Origin of the sequence: uncultured Hymenobacter sp., from assembly GCF_964243305.1 — a bacterium.
Taxonomy (GTDB): domain Bacteria; phylum Bacteroidota; class Bacteroidia; order Cytophagales; family Hymenobacteraceae; genus Hymenobacter.
Genome location: NZ_CAXTEF010000009.1, coordinates 110,443 through 122,837, shown reverse-complemented (window position 1 = coordinate 122,837; position 12,395 = coordinate 110,443). Strand labels below are relative to the sequence as shown.

Annotated in this window: 8 protein-coding genes and 1 tRNA gene; 4 read left to right on the top strand and 5 right to left on the bottom strand. The window is 62.9% G+C overall.

What is annotated here, in order from left to right; genetic code table 11:
* The coding region (locus ACFE70_RS08085; protein WP_375417224.1) for a putative Ig domain-containing protein at positions 1-960 on the bottom strand (960 nt) is incomplete at its 3' end.
* A 406-nt stretch (positions 961-1,366) separates the two neighbouring features.
* Between ACFE70_RS08085 and ppk1 the strand changes: the two genes are divergently transcribed.
* Positions 1,367-3,454: a polyphosphate kinase 1 gene (gene ppk1, locus ACFE70_RS08080; RefSeq protein ID WP_375417223.1), complete on the top strand. Its 2,088-nt coding sequence runs from the start codon at positions 1,367-1,369 to the stop codon at positions 3,452-3,454.
* Positions 3,455-3,578: 124 nt separating this feature from the next.
* On the opposite strand, the gene ACFE70_RS08075 is transcribed toward ppk1, so the two are convergent.
* The 4 genes from ACFE70_RS08075 to ACFE70_RS08060 form a co-directional block, all read right to left on the bottom strand.
* Positions 3,579-3,734 (bottom strand): hypothetical protein, encoded by a 156-nt coding sequence (locus tag ACFE70_RS08075; RefSeq protein ID WP_375417222.1) that lies wholly within the window; start codon positions 3,732-3,734, stop codon positions 3,579-3,581.
* 2 nt (positions 3,735-3,736) lie between these two features.
* Positions 3,737-4,027 carry a hypothetical protein gene (locus ACFE70_RS08070; RefSeq protein ID WP_375417221.1) on the bottom strand — a complete coding sequence of 97 codons (291 nt, stop codon included), beginning with the start codon at positions 4,025-4,027 and terminating at the stop codon, positions 3,737-3,739.
* A gap of 85 nt (positions 4,028-4,112) precedes the next feature.
* Positions 4,113-5,243 (bottom strand): DUF6268 family outer membrane beta-barrel protein, encoded by a 1,131-nt coding sequence (locus ACFE70_RS08065; protein WP_375417220.1) that lies wholly within the window; start codon positions 5,241-5,243, stop codon positions 4,113-4,115.
* 212 nt (positions 5,244-5,455) lie between these two features.
* A complete protein-coding gene (locus tag ACFE70_RS08060) occupies positions 5,456-9,445 on the bottom strand; it encodes a metallophosphoesterase (protein WP_375417219.1) in 3,990 nt (1,329 codons plus the stop codon).
* 189 nt (positions 9,446-9,634) lie between these two features.
* On the opposite strand from ACFE70_RS08060, the gene ACFE70_RS08055 reads away from it, so the two are divergent.
* The 3 genes from ACFE70_RS08055 (at position 9,635) to ACFE70_RS08045 (ending at position 12,363) form a co-directional block, all read left to right on the top strand.
* On the top strand, positions 9,635-10,939 hold the full coding sequence (locus ACFE70_RS08055; RefSeq protein ID WP_375417218.1) for a Pycsar system effector family protein: 1,305 nt from the start codon (positions 9,635-9,637) through the stop codon (positions 10,937-10,939).
* 196 nt (positions 10,940-11,135) lie between these two features.
* Positions 11,136-11,210, top strand: a tRNA-Arg gene (locus tag ACFE70_RS08050).
* A 64-nt stretch (positions 11,211-11,274) separates the two neighbouring features.
* Positions 11,275-12,363 carry a hypothetical protein gene (locus ACFE70_RS08045; protein WP_375417217.1) on the top strand — a complete coding sequence of 363 codons (1,089 nt, stop codon included), beginning with the start codon at positions 11,275-11,277 and terminating at the stop codon, positions 12,361-12,363.
* The last annotated feature ends 32 nt before the right edge of the window (positions 12,364-12,395 follow it).

The window sequence follows — 12,395 nt, the reverse complement described above, 5'->3', positions numbered from 1 at the left end:
CCGGCCCACGCTGGCCACTTGCAGCGGGCGGCGTCGCGGGTCGGTGTCGTTGGCCAGCAGTTGGGCCGCCGTGAACGTCAGCGGGCTGCCGGTGGCCGTGCTCAATTGGTCGGCTACCGCCACCGGCGCGGTGGCCGTTGGATCGCACAGCGAATACGTCCCCACGAGCCGAATGAGCTGGTCGACGACGATGAGGGTCGACCCGTCCGATATCTTAATAACGGCGGTGTAAAAATCATCCGCCGCCGTGTTGGCGGTGTTGAAGCTCAGCACACCCGTGCTGGGATTGATGCTGAGCCCCGCCGGGTTGACGCGGCCACTGGCGTCGCCCGCCTCCTCGGCCGTGGCCAGGCTGTAGGTCAGTGCGTCGCCGTTGGGGTCGCTGGCCGGCACCTGGTAGGTAGGCGTGCCCTGGGTTCGGTCCAGCAGCACGAGAGGGTCGGGCAGCGACACCGGCGAATCATTGGTGGTCCCGGCCCCGACTACGGCAGAGGTTGCCAGAACAACCCCACCCGAAGTTGTCCGATTTTCACCCCGGACGGTGACAAAGTAGCGGCCCGGCGAGCTGTAGGTATGGGTTGTGTTGTACTCGCCAATAAAATAGTCGGTATTAAAATTACCGGCGGCTTGGCCTTTGCTCAGCACGGTGAGGTTCACCTGCTCGCGGGGCGTGCCATCACCAAAGTCAATCAGGGCCGAGGTCGACCGGACTCCTCCTATGACGACTGGGTTGCGGAATTCGGTCAATACGCTGATGATTTCCCGGACCTTGAACCTCACCTGCGGTTGCAGCCGGTTGTTGGCATCGTCGGTTTGGTAGCTGATGGAGCCGGAGTTAAAATAAGAAGTTTGCGCCTGGGCCAGCCAGCTCAGGCAGAGCAGGGGTAGGAGCAGCGCCACCCGGCGCAGCAGCAAGGGGAGTTGCCAGGTAGCGGTTGGCATGGGAGAAGAAGTGGGCATGGGAAAATGGAAAAAATGGAAAATGGATGACGAACAGCGCCTAGACCAGCCAGCCGGCAATTCAGTTGGCTTGCTCACTACAGTGGATGGGGCCCGGCCAGCTAGGCCGCGTCCCGGTTCATGAGAAAATTCACTGATTTTTTTGCAGCTAAATTAGACTAGCGCAAAAATAGGGGGCTGGCATGGTACTATCCTAAAATCATACATTAATTTTTTACTACGGTCTGGCCCCGGTTTCGCCCGCGCCCGCCGCAGCTGGCCCTGGCCCGCAGTCCCTACCCCCCCTGCCCCACCCAACCCGGAGAGAGGAACGGCTAACCGGGGCCGGCCTGCGTAAAAGCCCGACTGGCCGCGCTCCCGCTGGCCAGGCGCTTTCCCTACCCCCCTTCTAACGCTCCAACCTGCTTTGAAAACCCTTTCCCGCGACCTGAGCTGGCTGCGCTTCAACGCCCGCGTCCTGCAAGAGGCCCAGAGCCCCAGCGTGCCGCTGCTGGAGCGGCTGAAGTTTCTGGCTATCTTCTCGGCCAACCTCGACGAGTTTTTTAAGGTGCGCGTAGCCACGCTGCGCCGCCTGGTCAAGCTCAAGAAAAAAACCCGTGCCCAGCTCGGCGGCGCCTCGCCCAAAAAGCAGCTCGCCGCCGTGCTCGACGAGGTGTATCAGCAGCAGGAGGCGTTTGGGCGCACGTTTCGGGACGAGCTGCTGCCGGCGCTGGGCGCGGCTCACATTCACTTGGTCAGCGAGGCCGACCTGAGCGCCGAACAGCGCGCCTGGGTGCAGCAGTATTTCGAGGACAACGTGCGGAATCTGCTCTCGCCGGTGGTGCTCGACGACTTGCTGCACCATCTCTTCCTCAAAGACCAGACGGTGTACCTCACCTTTCTGCTCACCCGGCCCCGCGCCGGCCATAAGGTGCCCGATGCCGAGCGGGTGCTGGTGATGGAGCTGCCCACCAAGCGCCACGGCGGCCGTTTTGTGGCCCTGCCCGCCCAACCTTCGGACGCGGGCGAGGAGCACTTCGTCATGTTTCTTGATGACGTGATTCGGGTGGGCGCCCCGACCCTGTTCCCGGCCTACGAGGGGGTAGGAGTGCACGCCATCAAGCTCTCGCGCGATGCCGAGCTGGACATCGAGGAAGAGGTGTCGGGCGATTTGCTGACCAAGATTCGCTCTTCCTTGCACAAGCGCGAAACCGGCTACCCCGCCCGCCTGCTCTACGACCCCGCCCTGCCCCCCGACGTGCGCCGGGCCCTGCACCAGAAAACCGGCATCACCGAGGAGGAGATGGTGGAGGGCAGCCGCTACCACAACTTCCGTGACTTCTTCGGCTTCCCCGACTTCGGGATGACGGCGCTGCGCAACCCGCCCTGGCCGGTGCTGCCCCAGCCGACGCTGCCCCGCAAGGGCTCGTTGCTGGCCGCCATCGCCACCCGCGACCACCTGCTGCATCCGCCCTACCAGAGCTTTGATATGGTGACGCGCCTGCTGAGCGAGGCCGCCCACGACCCGCGCGTGAGCGCCGTCAGCATCACGCTCTACCGCGTAGCCGAGAAGAGCGAAGTGGCCAAGGCCCTGCTCAAGGCGGTGAAAAACGGCAAGCAAGTGACGGTGATAGTCGAGCTGAAGGCGCGCTTCGATGAGGCCAGCAACATGTTCTGGGCCGAGAAGCTGCAAAAGGCCGGCGCCCACGTCATCTTCACCCCGCCCGAGCTAAAAGTGCACGCCAAGCTGCTGCTCATCGCCCGCCGCGCCGAAGCCGACGAGCAAACCCAGCTGACGGCCTACCTGAGCACCGGCAACTTCAACGAGGCCACCAGCACCCTCTACGCCGACCACGGCCTGTTTACGGCCGACGAGCGCCTGACCCACGAGGTGGACCAGGTATTTGAGTACCTGCGCGACCGCCGCGTGGCTCCCGCTCCGTTCGAGCATTTGCTGGTGGCGCCTTTCGCCCTGCGCGAGCGGCTGATGGAGCTGATTGAGCGCGAAATAAAGCACGCCCAGCACGGCCGCGATGCCTACATCATCCTCAAGCTCAACGCCTTGGAGGACCGGGGTATGATAGCGCAGCTCTACAAAGCCAGCCAGGCCGGCGTGCGCATTGAGCTGCTGATTCGCGGCATCGGCTGCCTCGTGCCGGGCCAGCCTGAGCTAAGCGAAAACATCAGTCAGCGCGGCCTCGTCGACCGCTACCTGGAGCACGCCCGCATCTACGTGTTCGGCAACGGCGGTGAGGAAAAGGTGTTCCTCTCTTCCGCCGACTGGATGAGCCGCAACCTCGACCGCCGCGTGGAAGTCGGCTTCCCACTCTATGATGAGCGGGTGAGGGCCGAAGTGCGGGCGCTGCTGGACTTGGAGCGCGCCGATAATGTGAAGGCCCGCGACTTCGACAACCGCTTTATTGAGTCGGCGCCGGGCGCGCCACTGGTGCGGGCGCAGGAGGCGCAGCGGGAGTTTCTAGGGAAGCTGGTGAGCCGGCGCAAGGCTAAAGCCTGAGCTTGTCGGGGTCCTGGCGGGAATCAAAAAATGTAACCAGCTCCACTCCTTGGACATCCAGCCGGTAGTACAAATCAATCACCTCGTTTGCGCGGATACGAGTGCCAGTGTCCTCATCAACCAACTAGTATTCGACCCGGTCGGATTTTTCAAGCTTTTCTAAAGCGGCCGTGACCTCGCCGAAATAACGGGTCATGGCTGCTTCGCCCCGATGCTTGCGCAGCCATTTTGAGCGCTGGCGGAATGTAGCGGTGGCTTTGTCTGTCCATCGTACTTCCATGCTCAGGCCTGCCCAAACTCCGCCTTCAGCTCTGCCCAAACCTCGGCGTGCGGGCGAACCCGGCCGGCTTCGATGTCGCGTAAGCCCGCTTCCACGGCTTCCCGCGCGGCTGGCGACAGGTCTTCCAGGCGCACGGATTCCCCAGGCAACGGCTCAGGGGTGCGGGCGCTGGTTAAAATAGTCAGCCAGGCCTGAAGGATAGCCGGGTCAGTGGTCTCGTCCACGAAGCGGTGCAGGCTGGCCCGCAGCTGGGCCGTATCAGCTGATACGGCGGGGCTGATTGCAGTTTCCATCAAGTTGGTGGAAGTCAGTGGAAGCCAAGTTGGCTCAACAAATTACGGGTTTTTAGCTGCTGCGCGAAAATCCCTACCCCCCGGCCTACCGCCGAACGCCCGACTTTTCCAGCAGCTTGCGCGGCGGCGTGATAAACAACTCCAAACTAGCGTAGGGCGCGCCGGCCAGCTTCGAGTCGATGATTTTCTCGCGGTCGGCATTGGTGCGGTCGAAGGCGTCGAAGGCGTAGTTGTAGCGGTAGCCGCCCTCGGCGCCGAGCCAGAGGAAGCTCAGCAGTTCGCGCTCCCAGCGCAGCCGAAACTTGACCTCGGTTTCGCGCAGCTCCAGGGTGCGCAAAGGTCGCTTGTCGGGCTGGTTTTCGCGCCGCAGCTCGTTGCGCAGGTGCACGATGTAGTTGAGGCCATCGACGGAGTAGCCGGCGTAGAGAATGGATTGGTCGGAGACGTTGCGGCGGAACGTGACGCGGGCCGGAAACAGCGCCTCCACGCCCCAGCGCTCGTTGAAGGTGCGGTTGTAGAGCAGGGCCGGATACAGGCTGAGCCGCCCGAACGTGTAGCCGTACTGAAGCCCTACCCCCCAGGAAAAGCGTGGGCTGCGCTTCCAGCCGTACACCGCCTCAGCCGACATGCGCAGGTAGTCCTTGGTGGTCAGGTCGCCGGAGGTGTAGTCGCCGGCCAGTTCGCCCTTCAGGCGCACCAGGTACCAGTGCACCGCATCGACGGGCCGGATGATGGCGATTTGGGTGGCCAGGTTTTTCAGGCCCTTGTTTTCGATGTTGTCCAGCAGCTCATACTGCGTGGGCGGGTTGCTGAATTTGAACTCCTCGCGCTCGTAGCTAATGCCGACGATGACCTTCAGGTGCGGGTGATTCCAGGCCGGAATGTAGCCCTTGATGCTCAGGCGGGCGTTTTTATTGGCGTCGCCGCTGAAGTCGCGCAGGCCCTCGACCTTGGCCGTGGCATCAACCCCGAAGCGGGGCATCCGCTCGTAGCGCACAATCAGGCCCTTGCTCGGCCCCATACCCAGTACCGAGGGGTTGGCGAAGGCGCGCGGATTGTCGAGCCGCGACGAGTTGGTGGCCGAATCCAGGGCCGTGGGTGCCGGCGCCGGGAACACGGGCGGAGGGGGCGTGTCCTGGGCCCGCGCCCGCGGGGCGGCCAGAAGCGTAAGCGGAGCCCAGAGTAGCAGGCGAGCACACGAAAAGCGGGAGCGCATAGGAAGGTCGGCGGGAAAAGTCGGGGGTAGGGAATGCAGCCTTAACGGGGTTGCGGGGCAAAAGGATAAGCGGCAGCCACCGCCATCGGCAGCACCTGTCTTGCTGGGCTGGCAGGCCTGGCTGCCGGGCAGGGGGGTAGGGAATTGGCTCCTTAAAAAAAGCCCCAACCGGGCGGCTGGGGCTTCTGGTTTCGGCTGGTAGCGCTGTTTGCTTAAAATAAAAAGTCAAACCCAATAAACACCAACTCTTCCTCGCCCACTGAATAGGTTACGTTGATGACGGCCTGCTTGAGAATGTCGACGTAGACGCCGCCGCCGAAGCCGGTGTGAAAGGCGCTCAGGCCGGTGCGCGTGTCGTTGGCCCCGGCGTACACGCGGCCCGCGTCGGCCAGGCCCAGCACGCCGAGCGTACCGGGGAAGAGGTAGGCGTTGAATTGCAGCAGCTGCAGGCGGGCCTCGAAGTTGGTGTAGAGGGCGGTGCGGCCGGCAAAGCGGGTGCGGCGGTAGCCGCGCAGGTTGGTGGTGCCGCCCAGCGTATTGGCCTGGTAGAAGCGGTAGTCGCCGAGGTTGCGCTGCACGCCCAGCCGGCCGGCGTAGGTGAGGCGGAAGGGGAAGTTGGGCGTCAGGTAGAAGCGCAGCTCGGAGGAGAGACGGCCGTAGGCGAGATGCTCGTGGGAGAGACCTTTGTTGTACTGGGCCTCGTTGTACCAGCGCAGGCCGATGCGCGGGTTCACCCTGGAGGAGCTGGCATCAAGGCTCAGATACGTGATGGCGCCGAGGTAGGAATTGTCCTCAAAGTCGGTTTCGCGGAAGCCAAACCGGCGACTCTCCTCGTTGCTCCGTCGGCGCACGGCCAGCAGCTCGGAGCCCAGCCCCTGCTCGTAGATGTGAATGCGCTCGAAGCGCGGGCCGATGCCGAAGCGCAGCGGGCTGAAGAGCTGCCGCTCGAAGGTGGGCGCAATTTCGAGCCGGCTGAAGCGCACGCGGTAGGCATTGTTGATGGTGCGGGGGGTAGGGCGGTCGGCTTCCTCGTCCTGGTTGGCCAGGTTCTGGGTGTTGTTGCCGATGCCAAAGAAGTTGTAGAGCAGCTGCGGCCCGTAGTACTGGGCGGCCACGCGCAGGTTGGTTTTGCCAAGCACGCGGTTGAACTGCCCCAGGTAGCGCACATTGTAGGCCTCGCGGGCCGGCGCCAGGTTGGCCGACAGGCTCTGCTCAGACGCAAAAGGCTCGCGCCGGAAGCCGTAGCGGCGGTGCGTGACGCCGCCGCCCACCAGAGCGCCATCGTCGATGTTGTAGCCAAAAAACAGGTTCGGGCCGGTGTAGTTGAGGCGGTAGTCCTTGAGGTCGAAGCGCTTGGGGTGGTCGTAGCGGCTTACCTCGGTGCCGGGCTCCAGGCGCAGGCGGGCTTCCCTACCCCCCCTGATGACGTTGCCGGAGTCGGCATCATAAATCTGGGTGCGGCGGCCCAGCCCCCCCACGCGGCTCACGTCGGTGATAGAGTCGCGGCCGGTGCCGCCGATGATGCGCAGCCTGATGGCATCCTTAGCCGCGCCGCGCACGTCGAACACATCCTGCCCGGCGATGCCGTAGAGGCGCAGCTCGCTGGTCACTTTGCCGTCGAGCACCCGGTCGTAGAGCGTTTTGCTGAGCCGGCCTTCCTTGGTGATTTTGCGCACCACCACGTGGGTGTTGCCGTCGGGCAGCCGGTCCACGATAAACTTCTCGTTTTTCTCGGAGCCGCGCACCTCCACAATATCGGCCACCACGTCGGCATACCTGGCGGCCAGCTCGGGCAGCAAGTCGCGGCGGCTCTTAAGCTTGGCGATGATTTCGGCGCCGTGCAGGGCCATGATTGCCTTCGGCCACTTGTCCCGAAAAGCCTGCTTAATCACCTCATCGGTGAGCTGCTTTTTCATGGTTTCGGCCTGCTCGACCCACTGCGCGCGGCTCACGTTGGCCATAAACACGCGGTCGTTGCTCAGGCCGGTCTGGTTCAAGCCCTTGTAGTCGGCGTAGTCGTAGCCGAAATTCTGGAAGTTACGGATGGCGAACTTGCGCGAAATGAGGTAGGGCAGCACGCCGTCGCCCTTGAAGAAGGCAATGTCGCGGTCTTCGGGGATGGCCGTGTATACCCGGTCGCCGTCCTTGGTTTTGCGCTCGGCCCAGCGCCACTGGTCCTCGTGCCGGTCCCAGTCGCCAATCCACATATCAAAGAGGCGCGAGCGGGCAAAAGCCACCTGGTTCACGCGGTTGTCGTTGTCTTCGAGCAGGCGCTCCAGCATCCGCTCGGTGCCCACGATGTTTTTGGCGAAGCCCAGGCTGGCCACGTCGCTCTGGTCGTCTTTGGCGTCTTCCTCCAACCCGGCGGGCCGGTTCGCGAACTGCTTTTCGTACTGGCCCAGCAGCGGGTCTTTGGGAATGTAGACGTACTCCGGGTTGGGATGCAGGATGCCGGCGGCCTGGGCCAGCGGCGGCAGCACGAATGAGGCAAACGGGTGCTGGGCCGAAACCTGGTCCTGCAACACGTCCCGGGCCAGGCCCGTGCGCAGGTTGGCGGGCAGCACGGCGGCGGGGTCCTTGTCAATGCCGCGCAAACTGTAATTGCGACCCTCCTCGTTGCGCAGCTTCAAAGACAGGGTTTGCTTGCCGCCGCCGGTTTTGTAAGGGGTCAGGCCGTCCTTGGCTGTGGCCAAGTCCAGCACCGGAAACGGCACGGGCGTGGCCCACTCGGCGCGGTAGTGCTTGCCCAGCAGCCAGTTGTGAAAGCCGCTGCGCTCGTTATAGAGCGGGTTGATGGCCACCGTTACGGTGCTGTCCTTGAAGTCAGGCCGCGAGACGGGCACCACCAGCGGCTGGTTTTTGGCGGCCCTGGCCTCGGCTTTTTCGCGCTGCTCCTCTTTCTCGACGGGTGTGCGCGGGGCGGCGGGCTCGTTGGCCGCGGCAGCCGTGGTCTGCTTGGTGTAGAGCTGGTTGCGGAACACAAGCCGGGCTGTTTCGCCGCTGCCCTCGGGGATGTAGTGCTCCTGCCAAACCTGGCCGTTATCGTAGTAGTTGACGCGCACGAAGCCCTTCTCTTTATCCGAGAAAACAGCCCCGCCGCCGTCGCCCGGCCGCACGTGCTGGGTTTTGCAGCCCGAGCCGCTCACGATGTAGTGCGCCTGCCCCTGCTTGAAATACTGGAGGTTGTGCTCGTGCCCGCAGGCGTAGATGACGTTCGGGTACTTATTAAAGATATCCACCAGCCCGCTCTTATACGCCTGGTAGTCCGGGTGCGGCAAGTCCTGGTTGATGCCGCCATACTTGCGCGCCAACGGGTAAATCGAGCCGATGATGGGCAGCGGCAGGAACGCATACTTCGACACGATGCTGAGCGGAAACAGGTGGTCGCCGACGGTGAAGTAGCCGCCGTGAATGCCATCCGAAAACAGCGGGTGGTGGCCCACCACCATGATGTTTTTGTCCTGGTTGCGGGCGATGATGTCTTCGAGCTGGGCATACACCTCGGCCTCGGTCTCGACCCCGCAACTCGCCCCAAAAGGCCGTAGCGCCGGGCTGGTCAGAAACCACTGCGAGTTGAGAGCGATGAGCACCACGTTGTCCTGAATGCGCACCTCGTAGGGGCCGGGGCAGCCGTCGCGGGGCACCAGAAAGTCGCCGGTCTGGGCAAAATTGGCCGAGTCCTTGGCCAGATATTCCTCCGTGTACGTTTGCTCCCGAATTACCTGCGCCAGGCCCTTGGGCGCGCCCTGCACCCAGTCGTGGTTGCCCGGAATCATGTATTTCTCGCCCCGGTAGCCCTTGAAAATATCGAGCTGCGCGTTGATGCGGGCCTCGGAGTCCTTGCGGTCGTAGGCGCCTTCCGGCGGCATTCCCTGGTTGTAGATGTTGTCGCCCAAATACACCGTGGTGCTGCGGTTGCCGGTTTGCAGAATCTGGCGGCGCAGGAAGTTCAGTGAAGGCTCGCCGCCCTTATCGGGCAGGATGGGCTTGCCCACGTCGCCAATCAGAAACACCGAGTAGCGCAGCCCGGCCGGGTCGGGGGGGGTAGCAGCCTGCCAGTTTTCGGCCCCGAAGCGGTAGTTGGGCCGGGCGTGGTGCGGGTTCTGGTCGGATTCGCCCTGGGCCTGGGCCGGCGGGGACGAGAGCAGCAGGGGGAAGAGCAGAAAAAGGCTGCCGCGCAAGGCGCGAAGAAGTGGATTCATAGAGTAAAGTAACCTAATCGGGCTGGTACGCAGGCGGGTTGAGGCTGATTAAAGTGAACCAAAGTGGGGCTGGCCGTATTTTTGAAGCAAGGTGGCACTGCCCGCAGCCGTACTTAACTTCCGGGCGCGGCTTCGCGTTCAAGCAAATTGGGCTGGTTGTTTCTTTTGCGCTTGCCTGGCTTTTTATTCATGGAAAATCCTCCCTCTGGCTCAACGGTGCTGCCCGTAGTGACCGTTGCGCCACCTATTCTTGGTGCCCCTACCCCCCCCTCGGCCGGCAAACCCCCCAAGGCGGAGGTGTCGGCGCTGGTGAAGGCGGCCGAAGCCCACGTGACGGCGCTGCTGGAAAAGCAGCTGCCGGCCACGCTCACCTACCACACGCTCCGCCACACGGCCACCGTGGCCAAGGAAGCCCGTGCCCTGGCCACGGCTGTGGCGCTGAGCAAAGACGATACCGAACGGCTGCTGCTGGCAGCCTGGTTTCACGACACGGGCTACCTCGACGCCTACGACGGCCACGAGTTTCGCAGCATGGCCCGCGCCCGCGAGTGGCTGCTGGCGCAGGCCTACCCCACCGTCGGCGTGGCGGCCGTGGTCGACCTCATCCGGGCCACCCACCGCGACGAGCCCAAAACCACCGAGTTGCAGAAGATGCTCGTCGATGCTGACATGAGCAACCTGGCGGCCGAGGATTTCCGGGGCCGCGCCGAGCTGCTGCGCGCCGAGTGGGAGGCCGCCCTGGGCAAAACCTACTCCAATACTGCCTGGGCCGAGATGCAGCTCTCGTTTATGCTCTCGCACAAGTACTTATCAGAGGCGGGCAAGGCGCGCTACAAAGAAGCGTTCAAGGCCAATATCAAAACCCAGCGCGAGCAGCTCAAGAAGCTGGAGAAGAAAGCCAAGGAAAAGGATAAGGAGCAGAACGGCACCTTCGCCGAAGGCAAGCGCGGCGTCGAAACCATGTTCCGAACCATGTACGACAACCACGTGACCCTCTCGCAGATGGCCGACAACAAGGCCAATATGATGGTCAGCCTCAACGCCGTCATCCTCTCCATTCTCATCACCTACCTGGGCGCCAAATCATCGGCGCTGGGCCCGGCCTTCACCCGCAACCCGGTGCTGGCCGTGCCGATGGGCTTGCTCGTGGCCACCGCCCTGGGCTCCGTGACCACAGCCATCCTTTCGGCGCAGCCCGACGTGACGAGCTTCAAGTGGCTCAAGCGCAGCCCGCAGGTGGCTACCAACCGCCGCGTCAACCTGCTCTTCTTCGGGCAGTTCACCAAGCTCAGCCTCGACAACTTCCAGAGCGGCATCCACAGCCTGATGCGCGACTCCGATGCGCTGTACTCGAACATGATAACCGACATCTATTACCTCGGCGAAGTGCTTGACCGCAAATACCGGCTTTTGCGCACGAGCTACACCATCTTCATGGTAGGCCTGATTCTGACGGCCCTGTCGTTTGGGATTGTACTCGCCTATAAGACGTAGAGCAGTATCTTATCGCCGGCTGCCAGCTTGAATAGCCTGGTCACTGGCTCTGGTGCGCCAAGAGGGGGTAGGGAAACTACGGTTTTCCTACCCCCTCTTGGTTGTAATAAGCGCCGTCAGCCTCCGGCTGGGGCCGGCTTTCACCAGCGGGCCAGCATTTCATCCCGACCCAAAAACTACTTTACCTTTGCGGACTGGCCCCGTAGTTCAACGGATAGAATAAGGGTTTCCTAAACTTTAGATGTGGGTTCGATTCCCGCCGGGGCCACCAATGAAGCGGGAGCGGCAACGCTGTAATTTCGGCGCGCAATTTCCTACCCCCTGCCGCCGCCCGAATGCCCAAAAAGAAAGTTCTGTTTCTGATTGGCTCGCCCAACCAGACCACGCAGATGCACCAGATTGCGCGGCTGCTGGCGGACGAGTGCGAGCCGTACTTCAGCCAGATTTACTACGACGGCTGGATGCGGGGCTTCTATAAGCTTATGCTCCGCGCCCGCGCCCTGGAGCGCACGGTCGTATCGGGCCACATCAAGCAAAAAGCCGATGCCTACCTCCAACAGCACGGGCTCAAGAACGACTTTGAAAACCGGCGGCTGCGGGAAAAGTACGACCTGATCGTCTGCTGCTCCGACATCGTCGTGCCCTGGAACCTGCTGGCTACCACCAAGTCCGTCTTCATTCAGGAAGGCATGACGGACCCGCTCCACTGGTGGGCCCGGCAGGTGAAGCGCTTCACCCGCTTCCCCATTCTGGCCATCGGCACTTCGCTTAATGGTATGAATAACTGCTGCGACCTCTACTGCGTGGCTTCCGAGGGCTATGCCGAGCACTTCAGAGAAATTGGCGTGGACGCCGGCAAGCTCATCGTGACCGGCATCCCAAACTTCGACGATATGGAGCGGCTACGCTACAACTCGTTCGAGCACCGCGGCTACGTGATGGTGGCCACGACCGACATGCGTGAAACCTACCGCCCTGATAACCGCCAAAAGTTCTTCCGCGAGGCCACCCGCATCGCGGCCGGCCGGCCCATGCTGGTCAAGTTTCACCCCAACGAGCAGATGGACCGCGCCGTGGCCGAGGCGAAAAAATACTGCCCGCCGGGCACGCTGCTCTACACCGAAGGCAACACCGAGGAGATAATTGCCAACTCCGTGGAGCTGATAACGCAATACTCGACAGTGGTTTACGTGGCGCTGGCGCTGGGCATTCCGGCGCATTCCTACTTCGACATCGAGGACCTGAAGCAGAAAGCGCCCTGGCAGAACGGTGGCACCGCCGCCCGCCGCATCGCCGATTTATGCCGGAAGTTTGTACAGTTTGAAGGTTCCGGCCCAGCATTTCTGAAGCAGTATAAAGACGTAGGGGCGGGGCTGGCCCCCGCCCAATCGGCCGCGCCGCTGACCGGGAAGCAACGCCGCTAATTCCCACCGCTCAATGCCGGGCGGGGACAAGC

Coding starts and splice junctions, on each gene's coding strand:
- ACFE70_RS08055 (WP_375417218.1), top strand. CDS start 9,635: ATGGAAAATCCTCCCTCTGGCTCAACGGTGCTGCCCGTAGTGACCGTT.
- ACFE70_RS08070 (WP_375417221.1), bottom strand. CDS start 4,027: ATGGAAACTGCAATCAGCCCCGCCGTATCAGCTGATACGGCCCAGCTG.
- ACFE70_RS08045 (WP_375417217.1), top strand. CDS start 11,275: ATGCCCAAAAAGAAAGTTCTGTTTCTGATTGGCTCGCCCAACCAGACC.
- ACFE70_RS08075 (WP_375417222.1), bottom strand. CDS start 3,734: ATGGAAGTACGATGGACAGACAAAGCCACCGCTACATTCCGCCAGCGC.
- ACFE70_RS08060 (WP_375417219.1), bottom strand. CDS start 9,445: ATGAATCCACTTCTTCGCGCCTTGCGCGGCAGCCTTTTTCTGCTCTTC.
- ACFE70_RS08065 (WP_375417220.1), bottom strand. CDS start 5,243: ATGCGCTCCCGCTTTTCGTGTGCTCGCCTGCTACTCTGGGCTCCGCTT.